Genomic DNA, 17,159 nt, shown 5'->3' with positions numbered 1-17,159 from the left:
GAAGGCGGGACGACGCGACCAGGTCGGCCACGATTCCGAACGCCCGCACCCCGGAGCCCGCGCGGAAGGAGCCGCCCGGGAAGGAGACGGCGGCGAAGGCCGCCACCGGAAGGGAGGCGGCCGGACAGGAGACCACCGGACAGCAGGTGGCCGGACCGGAGGTGACCGGACCGGAGATCGCCGGGCCGGAGGTAGTCGGACAGGAGGCCGCCGGGACGGAGATCGCCGTCTCCCCCGCGATCGACGCGGACGACCGTGAACGGCTGCTGAGCGGCACCCACCACGACCCGCACGCCGTGCTCGGCGCGCATCCGGTGTCCGGCGGGGTCGCCTTCCGCGCCTACCGGCCCCACGCGCGGGCGGTCACCGTCGTGTCCGGCGCCCTGCGGGCCGAACTGCACGACGACGGTGACGGCTTCTTCTCGGGGCTGCTCCCGCTGGCCGAGGTCCCGGTCTACCGGCTGCTCGTGACGTACGACGCCACCGTGCACGAGACCGAGGACGCCTACCGGTTCCTGCCGGCACTGGGCGAGCTGGACCTGCACCTGATCGGCGAGGGCCGGCACGAGCAGCTGTGGCAGGTGCTCGGGGCGCGGGTGCTGACCCACCAGGGGGTGACCGGTACCCGCTTCTCGGTGTGGGCGCCGAACGCGCTGGGCGTGCGGGTCGCGGGCGGATTCAACTTCTGGGACGCCGCCGGGTTCCCGATGCGCTCGCTCGGCTCTTCCGGGGTGTGGGAGCTGTTCGTGCCCGGCATCGGCGAGGGCGAGCTGTACAAGTACGAGATCACCCGCCCGGACGGCACGCGCACCCTGCGCGCCGACCCGCTGGCCCGTCGTACGGAGGTGCCGCCTGCCACGTCCTCGATCGTGGACGCCTCGCACCACGAGTGGGGCGACACCGACTGGATGGCCCATCGGGGCGACACTCCCGTGCACGAGGCGCCGTTCTCGGTGTACGAGGTGCATCTGGCGTCCTGGCGACCGGGGCTGACCTACCGGCAGCTGGCCGAGCAACTCCCCGCTTATGTCAGGGAGCTGGGCTTCACGCACGTGGAGCTGATGCCGGTGGCCGAGCACCCCTTCGGCGGCTCCTGGGGCTACCAGGTCACCGGCTTCTACGCCCCGACGGCCCGGCTCGGCACCCCGGACGACTTCAAGTACCTGGTGGACCGGCTGCACCAGGCGGGCATCGGCGTGCTGATGGACTGGGTGCCGGCGCACTTCCCGCGCGACGAGTGGGCGCTGGCCGAGTTCGACGGGCGCCCGCTGTACGAGCACCACGACCCGCTGCGGGCCGCCCATCCCGACTGGGGCACGCTGGAGTTCGACTTCGGCCGGCGCGAGGTGCGCAACTTCCTGGTGGCGAACGCCGTGTACTGGTGCGAGGAGTTCCACATCGACGGCCTGCGCGTGGACGCGGTCGCCTCGATGCTCTACCTCGACTACTCGCGCGAGGCGGGTCAGTGGTCGCCGAACCGGTTCGGTGGCCGGGAGAACCTGGACGCGGTGGCCTTCCTGCAGGAGATGAACGCGACCGTCTACCGGCGCTGTCCGGGCGTGGTGACCGTCGCCGAGGAGTCCACCGCCTGGGACGGCGTCACGCGGCCGACCCACCACAAGGGCCCGAGCGGCTTCGGCGGCCTCGGTTTCGGCCTGAAGTGGAACATGGGCTGGATGCACGACTCGCTGGAGTACATGAGCCACGAGCCGGTGCACCGCGCCTACCACCACCACGAGATGACCTTCTCGATGGTGTACGCCTACAGCGAGAACTACGTCCTGCCCATCTCCCACGACGAGGTCGTGCACGGCAAACGGTCACTGGTGTCGAAGATGCCGGGCGACTGGTGGCAGCAGCGCGCGAACCACCGCGCCTACCTGGGCTTCATGTGGGCCCACCCCGGCAAACAACTCCTCTTCATGGGGCAGGAGTTCGCCCAGGGCGCCGAGTGGTCCGAGGCGCACGGCCCGGACTGGTGGCTGCTGGACCCGGCCTACGGCGCCGCGGCCGACCACCGGGGCGTCCGCGACCTCGTGCGCGACCTGAACGGCCTGTACCGCACCACCCCGGCCCTGTGGCAACGCGACACCGACCCGGCGGGTTTCCAGTGGGTCACCGGTGACGAGGCCGACGACAACGTGCTCGCGTTCCTGCGCCTGGACGCCGAGGGCGACCCGCTCCTCGCGGTGTTCAACCTCTCCCCGGTGGTCCGCCACGACTACCGGCTCGGCGTCCCGGAGGACGTCCCCTCGTGGCGGGAGGTCCTCAACACCGACGCCGCCGGCTACGGCGGCGGCGACGTCACCAACCCGGACGGCGCCAAGTCGGAACCCCAGCCGTGGCACGGCCGCGCGGCGAGCGTCCGGCTGACCCTGCCGCCGCTGGCGGCGGTGTGGCTGCGGCCCGCCTGAGGCGCGGGGAAGGGGGCCGGGGGTGACACCCCTCGGCCCCCTTCTTCCGCTCTCCTGCCCAGGCGCTGCCCGGGAGGTCGGACCGGTCGCTCACGCGGGGGTCGCGAACACCTGGATCGCGTAGTCGCCGCTGACGGCGACGCCGGTGTCCTTGAACGAGCAGTTGACGATCGCGCCGTGGTGGGCCGGGCTCTTGTTCCAGCCGTCGAGGATCTTCTGGGCGTCGGTGGTGCCCCAGGACATGTTCTCGGAGCCGGAGCCCGGGTTGTAGCCGGCGTCCTGCATGCGCTTCTGGATGCTGGAGCCGTCGGAGCCGGTGTGGTTCGTCAGGTGGTTCTTGCTCGCGTCGTCCGCGAAGACCTGTGCGGCCTTGGTGAGTTGCGCGTTCTCGTTCAGGGCGGGGCAACCGGCCTTGGCCCGTTCGGCGTTGACCAGTTGCAGGATCTCGGAGGGCGACGCGGTGGGCGCGAGGGCCGTCGCGGCGCCGGCGCCGGCCACTCCGGCGAACAGCAGCGGCGTCGCACAGGCGGCGGCGCACAGACAGCGTATGCGTGTGGTCGTGGTCCGCATGGAAATGCCTTCGATCGGGAGTATCAGCGAGTTGTCCCCCCGGACCTCCGTGAGACGCGTCAAAGGGTTCGTGCGGTGGGCACGGACACGTGCAGGGAGCGCCCGCCGAACCCAGGGCCGCCGGCGGGTCCTCGGAGAAGTGCCCGGCTCCTGCGCTCGTTCCTCTCCACCGTACGCCCGTCGCCGTGGCCCCACGAGTCCAGCCGTGGGGGGGGCGCCGCGCACCGGCCGTACACACGCGCCGGCCGGTGCGCGGACTGTCACACGCTGGTGGTCCCGCGTTACGCGAAGGCTTCCGCCAGCGCCTTCGGCAGCTCCTCGGTGTGCAGCACGCCGAGCCGCTGGGTGGCCCGGGTCAGGGCCACGTAGAGGTCGCTCGTGCCGTAGCCTCCCGGCTCGACGACCAGGACCGAGTCGAACTCCAGCCCCTTGGACTGGCGGGGGTCGAGGAGGACGACGTTCCGGGTCAGGTCGGGCTCGGCCCCGACGGGGACCCCGTCGAGCCGCGCCGCCAGCGGGCGGTGCAGCTCGCGCGGGGCGATCACCGCCAACCGGCCTTCCTCAGGGGTAAGTTCGGCGGCCGCCCGGGCCACCGCGCCGGGCAGGTCGTCGGCCACGTGCCGCGCCCAGGGACGTACGCCCGTCGAGCGGACCGAACTCGGTGGCTCGAAGCCGGGGTCCTCGGCGCGGACCACGGCCGCCGCCACATCCATGATCTCGGCGGGGGTGCGGTAGTTGACGCCGAGACGGGTGTGCTCCCAGCGGTCCTCGACGTACGGCTCCAGGATGCCCTGCCACGAGCCGACGCCCGCGGCCTCCGCCGTCTGCGCCGGGTCGCCGACCAGGGTCATCGAGCGGGTCGGGCTGCGCCGCATCAGCAGCCGCCAGGCCATCGGCGACAGCTCCTGGGCCTCGTCGACGATGATGTGCCCGAACGCCCAGGTACGGTCGGCCGCCGCGCGCTCGGCGGCGCTGCGGTGGTCGCTCTCCTCGTGCCGCTCGGCGAAGCGCTCGGCGTCGATGATGTCGTGTGCGGACAGGACCTCGGAGCCCTCCGGGTCGTCCTCCTCCTTGTCCTCGAACTCGTAGGTGCGCGAGGCGTACGACACGTCCAGCACGCCCTGCGCGAAGGCGATCTGGGTCTCCCGCTCGCGTTCGGCGCGGGCCTTCGCCACCCGCTCGTCCTCGCCGAGGAGTTCGGCCGCCTCGTCCAGCAGGGGCACGTCGGCGACGGTCCACGCCCGGGTCACCGGGCGGCGGATCGCGTCGGCGTCCTCCTGCGGCAGGAAGCCGTCCGGCTCGGCGAGGAGGTCGGCGACCAGCCGCCGCGGGGTGATCAGGGGCCACAGCTGGTCGATGGCGGACCAGACCTCGGGGTTCTCGGCCAGTTCGTCACGGATCTGGGTGACGTCGGAGGCGTCCAGCAGGCTGCTGCCGTCGTAGGGGTCGGTGCCCACGCGTTCGGCGTACAGCTCGGTGAGCGCGTTGAGGATGTGGCCCTCGAAGTGCTCGCGGGAGGCGTTGTGCGGCAGTCCGGCGGCGCGGGTGCGCTCGCGGGCGACGCCGACCAGGCCCTCGTCGAGCATCAGGACCTCGCGGTCGTGCTCGACCGCGATGACCGGGTCGGGCAGCGCCTGCCGGTCGCGTACGGCGGCGGCGAGCACGTCGGCCATCTGGGCGCGGCCCTTCACGGCGGCCGCCGCGGGCGTGTCCGTGGCGGTGGCCTTCACGCCGGGGAACAGCTCGCCGACCGTGGCCAGCAGCACTCCGGTCTCGCCGAGCGAGGGCAGCACCTCGCCGATGTAGCCGAGGAAGGCGGGGTTCGGGCCGACGATGAGCACGGCGCGGCGGGCCAGCAGCTCGCGGTGCTCGTAGAGGAGGTAGGCCGCCCGGTGCAGCGCCACCGCCGTCTTGCCGGTGCCTGGGCCGCCCTCGACGACCAGCACCCCGCGGTGCGGCGCCCGGATGATCTCGTCCTGCTCCGCCTGGATGGTCCGCACGATGTCGCCCATGCGGCCGGTGCGCGCCGAGTTCAGCGCGGCCAGCAGCACGGCGTCCCCGGTGGGGTCCTCGTGGCCGGTGCGGGTGGCGTCGCCGAGGTCGAGGATCTCGTCGTGCAGGGACGTGACCGTGCGGTCCTCGGTGGTGATGTGCCGGCGGCGGATCAGGCCCATCGGGGTGTGGCCGGTGGCCACGTAGAAGGGGCGGGCGACGTCGGCCCGCCAGTCGATGAGGACGGGCGTGCGCGCGGCGTCGTCCGCGCGCAGACCGATCCTGCCGATGTGGTGGGTCCTGCCGTCGGTCAGGTCGATCCGGCCGAAGCAGAGCGAGCCGTCGACGGCGTTCAGCGCGGCGAGCAGCCCCGAGCGCTCGGCGACCAGGATGTCCCGCTCCAGCCGGGCCTGCATGGGCGTGTTGCCCTGTGCGAGCGCGTCCGTGACCGAGGTCTCGGCATCGCCGCGCAGCGCGTCCACTCGCGCGTACAGTCCGTCGATGAATTCCTGCTCGTGCCGCAATTCATCGTCCGGAAATTCGGTGTTTGACAATTCCGCTCCCGCCCGGATATGCTGTGCTCAGTTGAACTTCTCCGCGACCTCTTAAACGGAAGTCGCGAATCATTGAGTATACGCACAGAAATCCCCCGAGCGGAATTGCACGGGGGATTTTCTGGTGGGCGGTCGCGCTGCTACGGCGCCTCGTGCAGTACGTCGGCCAGCTCCTCCAGCAGCCGCCGCTTGGGGCGTGCCCCCACCATCGAGCGCACCGGCTCACCGTCCCGGAAGACCATGAGGGTCGGCGTCGACAGCACGCCGTAGGCCACCGTCGTTCCCGGGTTGCGGTCCACGTCCAGCTGGACGACCTTCAGCCGGTCGCCCTCCTCGAAGGCGATGTCCTTCAGCACCGGCGCCAGCTGCCGGCAGGGCCCGCACCAATCGGCGGTGAACTGCACCAGCACCGGCAGTCCCGCACCGAGCACCTCCGCCTCGAAGTCCGCGTCCGTCACTTCGTCCAGTCCGCTCACCAAGCTCACGCCGGCCCTCCCAGCTCGCACACAGGCTCCGGACCCCCCGGAACCAGCGCGTCGGCGGCCAGCCCGTCCCGGGCCTCCTCGGCCCGCCGCAACTGCCCCGCGACCGTCTCCCGCACCGCCGTCAGCTGCCCGACGAGCGCGTCCAGCTCGTCCAGCTTGCGCCGGTACACGGCGAGCGAGGCCGGGCAGGAGTCGCCCTGCGGATGCCCGGACCGCAGGCAGTCCACGAACGGCCGCGTCTCCTCCAGGTCGAACCCGAAGTCCTGCAGCGTCCGGATCTGCCGCAGCAGCCTGACGTCCCCCTCGTCGTACGTGCGGTAGCCCTGGTCGTCGCGCCGGGCGGGCAGCAGCCCCCGCGCCTCGTAGTAGCGCAGGGTGCGGGTGGTGGTTCCGGCCCGTGCGGCCAGCTCGCCGATTCGCATGTCCGTGACCGTAGAGGTTGACGTCGGCGTCAAGGCAAGACGGGCGGCAGCGGAGGCTTGCGGCGCACCGGTGAGGACAGCACGATCGAGGTCGTCGTACGCCCCAGCGCCGAGGTCTGCTCCAGGATCTCCTCCAGGTGCGCGGTGTCGGTGACGGCGACTTTGAGGATCCAGCAGTCCTCGCCGACCACGTGGTGCACCTCGGTGACCTCCGGGCGGTCGATCAGCTCCCGGGTCCTCGGGTGCCTGAGGGTGTAGCCGCCGTGCGGGTCGACCCGGACGAAGGCCTGGATGCCGTAGCCGAGCCGGGCGGGCACGACGTGGGCACCGTATCCCTCGACCGCTCCCCCCGCCTCCAGCCGGCGCACCCGCTCGGCCACGGCGGCCGGACTCAGACTGACCCGGCGGCCCAGCTCGCTGAGCTTGATCCGTCCGTCGGTCTGGAGCAGTTCGAGGATCCGCCGGTCCACCGCGTCGCAGGCCACGAGCGTTTCGGCGGCGACGGCTCTCGGATGCCGTGGTTCTTTCGGTGCGGTGGCCGCATCTCCCACGCCTCCCCCTTCATAAGGCCCCTGTGGCGCCCGGAGAATTATGGGCATGGGGAAGCAGCGAGAGGTACTGGTCATCGGCGGCAACCGCTATTTCGGCAAGCGGCTCATCGACCGTCTCCTGGCGGCCGGCGACCGGGTCACGGTCCTGAACCGGGGATCGTCCGCACCACCGCCGGGGGTCGTCCATCTGCCGGCCGACCGCGACGACGAGCAGGCCCTGGTCGCGGCCATCGGCTCCCGCACCTTCGACGTCGTCCTCGACCAGGTCTGTTACACCCCGCGCCAGGCGGCCACCGCCCGCCGCGTCTTCACCGGGCGCACGGGCCGCTATGTGATGACCTCGACGGTGGAGGTGTACGAGCGCGAGGACTCCGAGGCGCTGGTCCGGGAGAGCGCGGTGGACCCGACCGGAGTCACCGTGGACCTGGAACTCCCCTGGCATGAGCCCGAGTTCCTGGAGGCGCACTACGGTGAGGGCAAGCGGCAGGCGGAGGCGGTGTTCTCGGCCGACCCCCCGTTTTTCCTTCGTGTCCGTGCGAGTGGCCCATGTCCTGGGTGGGAGTGACGACTTCACTGGCCGTCTCGCCCGCTACGCCGAGTGCATCCGCACCGGAACTCCCCTGGCCGTACCGCCGACCCCGCGGCCGGCGACCTACATCCATGTCGAGGAGATCGCGGACTTCCTGTTCTGGGCGGCCGGCGAGGACTTCACCGGCCCCGTGAACGCCGCCTCCCACGGCCTGCTCACACTGGATGAGCTGTGTACCGCGGTAGTGGCACAACTACCCGAGAGCAAGCCGGTGTTCGAAGTGACCGAGTCCGGCGAAACCTCCCCCTTCGCCTTCCGTCGCCGCTACGGCATGGACAACGCCCGTGCCACGAAGCTCGGTTTTGCCTTCGGGGACGTACGAGAGTGGCTGCCGGGGACGGTCACCGAGACGCTCGGAAGGGAACACTGACCTGTACTGCCGCAGGCTGGACGGCCCCGAGTCAGCGCGGCTTCGCCAACAAGATCAGCCGCGAGGTGCGTTCCATGTCGCTGGCCGGCCAAACGCGTCCCGATACTCATTGAAGAGCCGCCGTACCACGTCCTGGCTGTTGGTCAACTACCCGTCGCTACAACGACGGGCTTGCACAACAGACATCACTGGCGATGATGCCGCGTTTGCGTCCAGCCCCACCCCGCTGTCGCGGTGGTGGGGCAGGGGCCGTTGACTGGGCCCCGCGTCGCCGCAACTCACACGCGCGAGCGCGGATGTTGCGGGAGCCGTTCCGGTCCGCGTGATCAACGAATCCGCAGGACCGGCATGCGAACAAGGCCTGATTCACCCGGTTCGCCCTGTCGATGTAGCCGCATTCGGCGCAAGTGCGGGTGGTGTACGCCGGATCGACGTACACCACCGGCACCCCCACTTTGCGGGCCTTGTACGCGATGAACGCCCCCAGCTGAGCGAAGCTCCAACTGGAGTGGGTGGCCCGTTGGGGCTTGCGAAGCCGTACCCGCTCGCGGATGCCTGTGAGGTCTTCCAAGGCGATCCCGCGACCGGTGCGTTCAGCCTCGGCCACCACGTGTTTCGCGATCTTGTGGTTGATGTCCTTCGCCCGCCGCGATTCCTTGCGCCGCCGCCTCTTCAGGCGGCGTTTGGCAGACGGGGTGTTCTTCTTCTGCAACTTGGCGCGGAGCTTGCGCTCCCGCGCCCGGACGCGGTTCAGCTCGCGTCCGGCCATGATTTCGCCGTCCGAGCTGGTGGCGATGTTGACGATACCCAGGTCGATGCCGAGGAAGTCCACCGGATCGGTGTTCAGTTCGGCTTCGGGCACCTCACAGGTGGCATTCAGGAACCACATGCCGTCCCGACGCATGAGGTCGGACTCGCCCCTACGATAACGAGCCAGGGTGGCCACCTGCTCCGGGCCGACGGCGAAGGTCACCCCCTTCAGTCGCCCGGCAGTCGTCCAGATTGAGATGTGCCGCTGATCGATCTGCCAGGACAGCATCCGGTCGTCGTAGGGCTGCGCTCCTTCCGGGCGGAAGGCGATCGGCTTCTCGGCAGCCCGGCAGTAACGCTTCGAATCGGGCCTGCCGAGGTTTCCGGCCTTCAGCTTCGCCGTAAGGGTGGCGTACGCGTCGCACGCTTTCTTGATCACATGCTGTGCAGCCTGCGCGCCCAGGCCCCACCGCGCCTTGATCTCGCTGTAGGTGTGATCGCGCAGCGCGAAGTTCTTCTTCACATTCTTTTCGAACGCTACCTTGCTGGCCCAGGTCGCCGCCTCATTGCAGGCATGCAAGGTCTCCTTGAGTGCCGCCGCCTGATCTGGCGTCGGCAGCAGCTTCACCTGTACCACCAGCTTCACAACCGCGACGCTACCCAGCCACCACGCGCACCGCATTCGAACACGAAAAACTCCACCCACCCCTCTTCCTGCCGAACGCCACGCTGACGGCCGCACTTCTCACCTCAGGCACTCGGGGCTCTGCACCGCAGCTACCCGGACCTTGTGGAGGGCCGGCTGGACCCGGTGACATAGTCGGATTCAGGGTGGGCGGAGTTGAGTGGGCCGAGACCTGGGGTACGTCAACCCGCGGCCACCCCCGCCGACTCCTCCACCTCCAGCAGCGACGCGCTCCGCCGCTCCTCGTCGAAGGCCCTGCGCCCGCCCCGCAGGCCGAAGAGGCGTTTGGCGACGGCGATGTAGAGGACCGCGAGGATGTTGAGGACGAGGGTGGCGATCTTGAACCAGCTGACGTGCTCGGTGAGCTCGTAGACCTCCAGGGGGAGGAACGCGGCGGTGGCGACGACGGTCAGGTACTCCGCCCAGCGCTTGGCGTACCAGAGACCGCCCGCCTCGACGAGTTCGATCAGGGCGTAGGCCAGCAGCAGGCCGGCCACGATCAGGAGGGTGGAGTGCTTGTAGCCGAAGACCTTCTGGATGGAGCCGACGACCGGTGAGTGGTCGAGGTCGTAGTGGAAGTGCACGAACACCGGACGGAAGATGTTCAGGTACTCGTTGAAGAGCCGGCGTACCGCGTCCTGGCTGTTGCTAAATTTCCACACAGCGATCGCGACCAGCACGATGAAAACCCCGCGCACGGCCCGCTCGATGGCCAGGAAACGCAGGATGAACAGGTCCCGCAGCACCTTGCCTCGCGGGACGAGCGGCGCCTCGGAGGCCGGTCCCGAGCCGTGGGGCTCGCCGAGCGCGAAGTCCCCGCAGCGCAGGCAGCGCCACGCCTCCCCGAGCCCGGTCGCGGCGTGCAGCCGCACCCGCAGCCGGGGATCGTCGGGCGCGTAGGTCACATGCCCCTTGCGCGCGCACGTGCGCCTGTCCCAGTCGATCTTCATCCCCCGTACCTCCGTACCGTTTTCTGGAGCACGCACCGACGTGCCGCTCCGGTGTTCCGGCTCGGCACGCTAGTGGATGCGGGTGGGGCGGGGGTAAGACGGGTCGGCAGGCGGGAGTGCGAGGGGTCAGCCGGCGGCGCTGTCCGCCGGCTCCTTCGGCTCGGCCTCCGCGACCTTCTCGGCGGGCTCGGCGGGCTCGGTGCCCTCGGCCGCCCTGGCGTCCTCGGAGCCCTCGGCGTCGGCTGCCTTGACCTCCTTGGCGTCCCCGGCGACCTCCGCCACCTCCTCGGCGGGCTCGATGCCCTCGACGGTCTCAACAGGCTCTCGGCGTGGCAACAGGACGGCCACCAGGACGGTTCCGGCGCCCAGGATCACCGCGCCGATCAGGCTGGTGTGGGCGACGGCGTCGGAGAAGGAGGCGCCGACCGCGTCCGCCATCTGCCGGGCACCGGCGCCGAGCTGGGCGGCCTGCTGCTTGAGCTGGGCGGCCTGCTGGGGGTCGCTCGCCCGGGCGGCCTGGGCGGCCAGCTGGTGCGCCTTGTCGCCGATGCCCTGCGCGACGGCGTACCCGGCGCCGACCGAGTCCTTCGCGGTGTCCAGGGCGTTCGCCGGGAGCTTGCTGCCGGCGGTGGCGTCGGTGAGGTGGTCGCCGTACGACGTCGACAGCAGCGAGCCGAGGATCGCGATGCCGAGCGAGCCGCCCAGCTCCAGCGAGGTGTCGTTGACCGCGCCGCCGACGCCGAGCTGGGACTCCGGGAAGGAGCCCATGATCGCGTCGGTGCAGGGCGAGAGGGCGAGGCCGATGGCGAGGCCGAGGACGACGAGGGGCGCGACGAAGTCGGCGTACGTCGAGGCCGCGTCCACCCGGGTCAGCAGGGCGAGGGCGGTGGTGCCGCCGACCATGCCCGCGGTGACCGTCCACTTCATGCCGACGCGCGGGGTGAGCCAGCCGGTGAGGGCGGAGCCCACGAAGACGGCGCCGGCCAGCGGCAGCATGCGCACGCCGGTCTCCAGGGCGTCGTAGCCGAGGACGAACTGCAGGTGCTGGGTGAGGTAGTAGAAGGCGCCGAAGACGGCGAGGAAGAACAGGGCGACGGCGAGGTTGGAGCCCGCGAAGCGGCGGTCGGCGAAGCGGCGCACGTCCAGGATCGGGTGGGGGTGGCGCAGCTCCCACAGGACGAAGGCGATCAGCCCCAGCCCCGCGACGACGGCCGCGGTGACGGCCTTCGCGCCCCAGCCGAAGTGCGGACCCTCGATGATCATGTAGACCAGCGAGCCGGTCCAGATCACCGACAGCGCGCCGCCGACGTAGTCGATCCGGTTTTGGTGGCCGGCCTTGGACGGCGGTACGAGCACGAGGGTGCCGACGATCGCCACGGCGGCGATGGGCACGTTGATCAGGAAGGTGGAGGACCAGTCGTGGCCGCGCAGCAGCGCGCCCGCGACGACGGGGCCCGCGGCGATGGCGAGCCCGGCGGTGGCGGTCCACAGGGTGATGGCCTTGGCTCGCTCGGCGCGCGGGAAGGTCGCGGCGAGCAGGGAGAGAGTGGCGGGCATGATGAGCGCCGCGCCGACGCCCATCACCGCGCGGGCGGCGATGACGGTCGTGGAGCTGTCCGCGAGGCTGCCGAAGACGGCGCCCCCGCCGAAGACCACGAGACCGAGGACGAGTGCTCCGCGCCGGGTGTACTTGTCGCCGATCGCGCCGAGCAGCAGCATCAGCGCCGCGTACGGCACGGTGTAGCCGTCGATCACCCACTGGAGGTCGGCGCTGGACAGGCCGAGGTCCCGGGTCATGTCGGGCGCGGCAACCGTGAGGGCGGTGTTCGCCATCACGATGATCAGCAGGCTCAGGCAGAGCACGAGGAGTGCCCACCAGCGCCGGGCGTAGGGGCGGTCCGTCCGCTCTACCGGTTCGGACATGACGAGTCGCATGGCAGGGGTTGCCCTTCTCGGATACGCGACGCTCGATTTGCACAGTGGCGTGCAATTGCGCAACGATGTGCAATATACGTCGCTGCACAACGCTGTGCAAATGAACGGGTGGGGCGAGGGCGTGCAGAATGGCTGACATGACCACGGGTAACACCAGCCGCGCCGACGCCAACAGGCGCCGCATCCTCGACGTCGCACTCGCCGAGCTGCTGCGCGACCCCGACGCGTCCATGGACCAGATCGCGCGCGCCGCCGGTGTCGTACGCCGCACGGTGTACGGGCACTTCCCCAGCCGGGAGGCGCTCATCAGCACGCTCACCGACGAGGCGGTGGAGGCGCTGACGAAGGCGGACAAGGTCGCCCGCGAGGGGGTCGCGGACCCGGCAGAGGCCCTGGTCCGGTCGGTGCTCGCGATGTGGGCGGCCGCCGACCGCTACCGCCTGCTGGTCGCCCTCGCCCAGCGCACGGTCACCGTGCAGGGCATCCGCGAACGCCTCGCCCCCTTGCGCGCGGACAAGGTCAGGCTGCTTCAGCGCTGCCTGGACGAGGGCGTGTTCAGCTCCCCGTTGCCCGCGCCGGCCCTCGCGTACGCGCAGGAGCAGATGCTGTTCGGTGTGATGGAGGCGGTCAACGACGGCCTGATCCCCGCGCAGGAGGCGGGCCGCGCGGCCACGGTCACCCTCCTGGCCGCCTCGGGCATGCCGGTCCGGGCGGCCGGCGACCTGGTGGCGACGGTGAGCGCGCGACCGTAGCGGACGCGGAGGGCGCAGGGGCCGCAGAGGGCGTAAGGGCCGCGGCGGCCGTAGACGGCCGTAGACGGCCCAGGAGACGCGGCGGACTCGGAGGACGCGGAGGACTCGGAGGACGCGGAAACGGCCGTACGTGGAAACAGCCGTACGCCCGGCCCCGGTTCAGGCGGGTCCGGACGTACGGAGTCGTGGGGGTGCTACGCCGTGGCGAGTTCCTTGGGCTCGGGCTCCGAGCCCTCCTCGTCCGGCAACGTCGTCTCGTCGAACGGCAATTCCCCGCCGAGCACCCGCTTCACGCGCTCGGGGTCGATCTCCTTGGTCCACGTGCCGATCAGCACCGTGGCGACGGAGTTGCCCGCGAAGTTCGTCAGGGCGCGCGCCTCGCTCATGAAGCGGTCGATGCCGACGATCAGGCCGACGCCGTCGACCAGCGCGGGCTTGTGCGACTGCAGGCCGCCCGCCAGCGTCGCCAGGCCCGCGCCGCTGACGCCCGCCGCGCCCTTGGAGGCGAGGAGCAGGAACAGCAGCAGCGGGATCTGCTCGCCCACGGACATCGGGGTGCCCAGGGCGTCGGCGATGTACAGCGACGCCATGGTCATGTAGATCATCGTGCCGTCGAGGTTGAACGAGTAGCCGGTCGGCACGGTGATGCCCACGACGGCCTTGCTGACGCCGAGGTGCTCCATCTTCGCGATGAGCCGCGGCAGCGCCGACTCGGAGGAGGAGGTCGACAGGATCAGCAGGAACTCGCGGGCGAGGTACTTGAACAGGGCGAAGACGTTCACCCCGGAGACGATCCGCAGCAGCGTGCCGAGCACGACGAAGACGAAGAGGAAGCAGGTCACGTAGAACCCGAGCATCAGTACGGCGAGGCTCTTGAGCGCGTCCAGGCCGGCCGATCCGACGACGGCCGCGATGGCACCGAAGGCACCGACCGGCGCCGCCCACATGACCATCGACAGGATGCGGAAGACGAGCCGCTGGATGTGCTCGACCCCGCGCAGCACCGGCTGTCCGGCCGGGCCCATCGCCTGCAGCGCGAAGCCGGTGAGCAGGGCGATCAGCAGGGTCTGGAGCACCTGCCCCTCGGTGAAGGCGGACACGAAGGTGACCGGGATGATCGACAGCACGAAGTCGACGGGCGGCAGCGCGTCGGCGGACACCTGGGCGTGCCCGGTCTGCTTGAGCGCGGCGGTCAGGTGCAGCCCCTCGCCCGGGTGCAGCACGTTGCCGACGACGAGGCCGATGGCGAGCGCCACGATCGACATCACCGTGAAGTAGCCGAGCGCCATACCGCCGACGGCGCCGACCTTCGCGGCCTTGCGCACGGACCCGATGCCCAGCACGATCGTGCAGAAGATGATCGGCGAGATCATCATCTTGATCAGGTTCACGAAGCCGGTGCCCAGCGGCTTGAGTTCGACTCCGGCGTCGGGCCAGATGAGCCCGACGGCGATGCCGAGCGCGACCGCCGCGATGACGGCTATGTACAGGTAGTGGGTCCGGTCCCGCTTCACAGCGGGTGCGGCAGGTGCCGGATCGGGTGTGCTGGCGGCCACGGCTGCCCTCCTTGACGTCTTCGTCGGCATCACCGGCGTGCGGCTCACGTCCGGGTTATGCGGGGGAATGCCGTGACTATCTCCCGCCGTGTGAGGGCGGTCACCCTTCCGTTCATTTAGTTCACGCTTACACGGAGAGGCACACTGCAGGCATGCGTTTCCCCGCCCTCCCCGGACCCCGCAGCCTCGCGGGCCAGCTGTTCGCCATGCAGGCCGTGCTCATAGCGGTGGTCGTGGCCGGGTACGCGCTGTTCACCTACGTCAGCGACGAGCGGCAGGCCGAGGACGCCGCGGTCCGCCAGGTGACGGCGGTGGCCCGCTCGATCGCGGACGCCCCCTCGGTGCGCTCGGCGATCCACACCCCCGACCCCACGGCCGAGCTGGAACCGTACGCGCTCCAGGTCATCCGGGACGCCGACGTCGACTTCGTCACGATCATGGATCCGCGGGGCATCCGCTGGACCCACCCCGACCGCGAGCAGATCGGCAGGCCCTTCCTCGGCCGCATCGCACCCGCCCGGCAGGGGCACACCTTCACCGAGACCTACACCGGCACCCTCGGCGCGTCCGTCCGCGCGGTGACGCCCGTGAAGGAGAACGGCCGGGTCATCGGCCTGGTCAGCGCGGGCATCAGGGTGGAGGCGATCAGCGCACGGGTGCAGGACCAGGTCACGACCCTGCTGCTGTTCGCCGGCGGCACCCTGCTGCTGGGCGCGGTCGGCACGTACGTCACCAACGCCCGGCTGCGCCGGCACACCCACGGCATGAACGCGACCGAGCTGAGCCGCGTGTACGACTACCACCAGGCGGCTCTGCACGCGGTGCGCGAGGGGCTGCTGATGCTGGACGGCCAGTACCGGGTGGCGCTGATCAACGACGGCGGCCGGGAATTGCTCGGTGTGGGCGGCGAGGACGACGTGGTCGGACGTTCGGTGGCCGGCCTCGGTCTGCCGGCCCCGCTGACGGGGGCTCTGCTGTCGTCCGAGCCGCGCGTGGACGAGGTGCACCTGACGGCGTCGCGGGTGCTGGTCGTCAACACCTCACCGGTCTCGGGCGGGGAGCGCCGGGGCACGGTGGTCACGCTTCGCGATGTGACGGAACTGCGGTCCCTGATGGGCGAGCTGGACTCGGAGCGCGGTTTCACCCAGGCCCTGCGTTCCCAGGCGCACGAGGCCGCCAACCGGCTGCACACGGTCGTCTCCCTGATCGAACTGGGCCGGGCACCGGAGGCGGTGGAGTTCGCGACGGCCGAACTGGAGCTGGCGCAGGCGCTGACCGACCAGGTGGTGGCCGCGGTGAGCGAACCGGTACTGGCCGCGCTGCTGCTGGGGAAGACGGCCCAGGCGAACGAGCGGGGCGTGGAGCTGATCGTGTCGCCGGACAGCCGGCTGGACGACGGTCTGCTCCCGGCCGGACTCTCCGCCCGTGACCTGGTCACCGTCCTCGGCAACCTGATCGACAACGCGGTGGACGCGGCGCAGGGAAGCGTCGGGGCCCGGGTGACGGTGACGGCGTGCGCCTCGGCCGCGGAACTGGTGCTGCGCGTGTCGGACACCGGTCCGGGGGTCGACCCCGCCCATGTCGGCCTGGTGTTCCAGGCGGGGTTCTCCACGAAGCCGGCCCGGCCCGGCGGGCGGGGCCTGGGCCTGGCCCTGGTCCGGCAGGCGGTGACCCGGCTCGGCGGGACCCTGACGGTGGACGCGGGCGAGGAGGGCGGGGCGGTGTTCGAGGCGCGGCTGCCGCTGCGTACGACGGGCGTTCCCGCCCCGGTGCCGGGAGGTGGCGCATGACGGACGGCACCCGCCCCATCCGGGTCCTCGTGGTCGAGGACGACCCGGTGGCCGCCGACGCGCATGTGCTGTACGTCGGGCGCGTGCCGGGGTTCGTCACGGTCGGCAAGGCGCACACGGGGGCGGCGGCACGGCGGATCCTGGACCGTACGGAGGTGGACCTGCTCCTGCTGGACCTGCACCTGCCGGACGTCCACGGCCTGCAGTTCGCGCGGTCGCTGCGGGCCGCCGGCCATCACGCGGACGTCATCGCGGTCACGTCCGCCCGGGACCTGGCCGTGGTCCGCGAGGGGGTCTCGCTGGGGGTCGTGCAGTACGTGCTGAAGCCGTTCACCTTCGCGACCCTGCGGGACCGGCTGGTCCGGTACGCCGAGTTCCACGCGGCGGCCGGCGAGGCGAGCGGCCAGGACGAGGTGGACCGGGCGCTGGCCGTGCTCCGGGCCCCCGCGCCGGCGGCGCTGCCGAAGGGGTTGAGCGCGCCCACGCTGGAGCGGGTCACCGGGGTCCTGCGGGACAGTGCGGACGGTCTCACGGCGAGCGGTGTCGCCGAGGCGGTCGGCATCTCGCGCATCACGGCGCGCCGTTATCTGGAACACCTGGTCGGCGCCGGGCGGGCGGCGCGGAGCCCGCAGTACGGGGCGGTGGGGCGGCCGGAGTTGCAGTACCGCTGGGTGCGGGCGCGGTGAGTCGGCGCAAGGCGGCCCGAGTCGGCGCGAGTCGGCGCGAGTCGGCGCGAGTCGGCGCGAGTCGGCGCGAGTCGGCGCGAGTCGGCATGGAAAGCGGTAACTGCCAAT

The 17,159-nt window shown here is 71.1% G+C and carries 13 protein-coding genes and 1 pseudogene; 5 read left to right on the top strand and 9 right to left on the bottom strand.

Annotation, left to right across the window (positions count from 1 at the left end):
* Positions 1 to 161 precede the first annotated feature (161 nt).
* Positions 162 to 2,414, top strand: a complete 2,253-nt coding sequence (gene glgB, locus OIB37_RS25290) for a 1,4-alpha-glucan branching enzyme (protein ID WP_443058284.1) — start codon at positions 162 to 164, stop codon at positions 2,412 to 2,414.
* A 90-nt stretch (positions 2,415 to 2,504) separates the two neighbouring features.
* Here the strand turns inward: glgB and OIB37_RS25285 are convergent, their stop codons facing one another.
* The 5 genes from OIB37_RS25285 to OIB37_RS25265 form a co-directional block, all read right to left on the bottom strand.
* Positions 2,505 to 2,984: a CAP domain-containing protein gene (locus tag OIB37_RS25285; RefSeq protein ID WP_330459891.1), complete on the bottom strand. Its 480-nt coding sequence runs from the start codon at positions 2,982 to 2,984 to the stop codon at positions 2,505 to 2,507.
* A 281-nt stretch (positions 2,985 to 3,265) separates the two neighbouring features.
* Positions 3,266 to 5,548 carry a HelD family protein gene (locus OIB37_RS25280; RefSeq protein ID WP_330461970.1) on the bottom strand — a complete coding sequence of 761 codons (2,283 nt, stop codon included), beginning with the start codon at positions 5,546 to 5,548 and terminating at the stop codon, positions 3,266 to 3,268.
* Between the two features lie 122 nt (positions 5,549 to 5,670).
* On the bottom strand, positions 5,671 to 6,015 hold the full coding sequence (locus tag OIB37_RS25275) for a thioredoxin family protein (RefSeq protein WP_330459890.1): 345 nt from the start codon (positions 6,013 to 6,015) through the stop codon (positions 5,671 to 5,673).
* Positions 6,012 to 6,437: a MerR family transcriptional regulator gene (locus OIB37_RS25270; RefSeq protein WP_330459889.1), complete on the bottom strand. Its 426-nt coding sequence runs from the start codon at positions 6,435 to 6,437 to the stop codon at positions 6,012 to 6,014. Before OIB37_RS25270 ends, OIB37_RS25275 begins: the two co-directional genes overlap by 4 nt.
* Positions 6,438 to 6,466: 29 nt before the next feature.
* On the bottom strand, positions 6,467 to 6,922 hold the full coding sequence (locus OIB37_RS25265; protein ID WP_330461969.1) for an Lrp/AsnC family transcriptional regulator: 456 nt from the start codon (positions 6,920 to 6,922) through the stop codon (positions 6,467 to 6,469).
* Positions 6,923 to 7,028: 106 nt separating this feature from the next.
* Between OIB37_RS25265 and OIB37_RS25260 the strand changes: the two are divergent.
* Positions 7,029 to 7,947, top strand: a pseudogene (locus tag OIB37_RS25260) (NAD-dependent epimerase/dehydratase family protein).
* Between the two features lie 157 nt (positions 7,948 to 8,104).
* Here OIB37_RS25260 and OIB37_RS25255 read toward each other — a convergent pair.
* The 3 genes from OIB37_RS25255 to OIB37_RS25245 form a co-directional block, all read right to left on the bottom strand.
* Entirely contained in the window at positions 8,105 to 9,343 is a 1,239-nt protein-coding gene (locus tag OIB37_RS25255) for an RNA-guided endonuclease InsQ/TnpB family protein (protein ID WP_330459888.1), read from the bottom strand.
* 221 nt (positions 9,344 to 9,564) lie between these two features.
* Positions 9,565 to 10,332 carry a DUF2127 domain-containing protein gene (locus OIB37_RS25250; RefSeq protein WP_330459887.1) on the bottom strand — a complete coding sequence of 256 codons (768 nt, stop codon included), beginning with the start codon at positions 10,330 to 10,332 and terminating at the stop codon, positions 9,565 to 9,567.
* 126 nt (positions 10,333 to 10,458) lie between these two features.
* Positions 10,459 to 12,267: an MFS transporter gene (locus tag OIB37_RS25245; protein ID WP_330459886.1), complete on the bottom strand. Its 1,809-nt coding sequence runs from the start codon at positions 12,265 to 12,267 to the stop codon at positions 10,459 to 10,461.
* Between the two features lie 128 nt (positions 12,268 to 12,395).
* Here OIB37_RS25245 and OIB37_RS25240 point away from each other — a divergent pair, with 128 nt between their 5' ends.
* On the top strand, positions 12,396 to 13,019 hold the full coding sequence (locus OIB37_RS25240; protein WP_330459885.1) for a TetR/AcrR family transcriptional regulator: 624 nt from the start codon (positions 12,396 to 12,398) through the stop codon (positions 13,017 to 13,019).
* 194 nt (positions 13,020 to 13,213) lie between these two features.
* Here OIB37_RS25240 and OIB37_RS25235 read toward each other — a convergent pair whose 3' ends face one another.
* The gene (locus OIB37_RS25235; RefSeq protein WP_330461968.1) at positions 13,214 to 14,605 is read right to left on the bottom strand and encodes a cation:dicarboxylate symporter family transporter; all 1,392 of its coding nucleotides are present in this window, start codon (positions 14,603 to 14,605) and stop codon (positions 13,214 to 13,216) included.
* Between the two features lie 122 nt (positions 14,606 to 14,727).
* Between OIB37_RS25235 and OIB37_RS25230 the strand changes: the two genes are divergently transcribed.
* Complete coding sequence (locus OIB37_RS25230) at positions 14,728 to 16,365, top strand: sensor histidine kinase (protein WP_330459884.1); 1,638 nt, start codon at positions 14,728 to 14,730, stop codon at positions 16,363 to 16,365.
* Positions 16,362 to 17,051: a response regulator gene (locus OIB37_RS25225; protein ID WP_330459883.1), complete on the top strand. Its 690-nt coding sequence runs from the start codon at positions 16,362 to 16,364 to the stop codon at positions 17,049 to 17,051. The genes OIB37_RS25230 and OIB37_RS25225 overlap by 4 nt, the downstream gene beginning before the upstream one ends.
* Positions 17,052 to 17,159 lie beyond the last annotated feature (108 nt).

It is taken from the genome of Streptomyces sp. NBC_00820, from assembly GCF_036347055.1.
In the GTDB taxonomy this organism is placed as follows: Bacteria; Actinomycetota; Actinomycetes; order Streptomycetales; family Streptomycetaceae; genus Streptomyces.
This window is presented reverse-complemented; position numbering and strand designations above follow the sequence as displayed.

What these genes read in the sequence shown, in the direction of transcription:
- OIB37_RS25285 (WP_330459891.1), bottom strand. Translation starts at nt 2,984, where the DNA reads ATGCGGACCACGACCACACGCATACGCTGTCTGTGCGCCGCCGCCTGT.
- OIB37_RS25270 (WP_330459889.1), bottom strand. Translation starts at nt 6,437, where the DNA reads ATGCGAATCGGCGAGCTGGCCGCACGGGCCGGAACCACCACCCGCACC.
- OIB37_RS25250 (WP_330459887.1), bottom strand. Translation starts at nt 10,332, where the DNA reads ATGAAGATCGACTGGGACAGGCGCACGTGCGCGCGCAAGGGGCATGTG.
- OIB37_RS25245 (WP_330459886.1), bottom strand. Translation starts at nt 12,267, where the DNA reads ATGCGACTCGTCATGTCCGAACCGGTAGAGCGGACGGACCGCCCCTAC.
- OIB37_RS25240 (WP_330459885.1), top strand. Translation starts at nt 12,396, where the DNA reads ATGGCTGACATGACCACGGGTAACACCAGCCGCGCCGACGCCAACAGG.
- OIB37_RS25235 (WP_330461968.1), bottom strand. Translation starts at nt 14,605, where the DNA reads ATGCCGACGAAGACGTCAAGGAGGGCAGCCGTGGCCGCCAGCACACCC.
- OIB37_RS25230 (WP_330459884.1), top strand. Translation starts at nt 14,728, where the DNA reads ATGCGTTTCCCCGCCCTCCCCGGACCCCGCAGCCTCGCGGGCCAGCTG.
- OIB37_RS25225 (WP_330459883.1), top strand. Translation starts at nt 16,362, where the DNA reads ATGACGGACGGCACCCGCCCCATCCGGGTCCTCGTGGTCGAGGACGAC.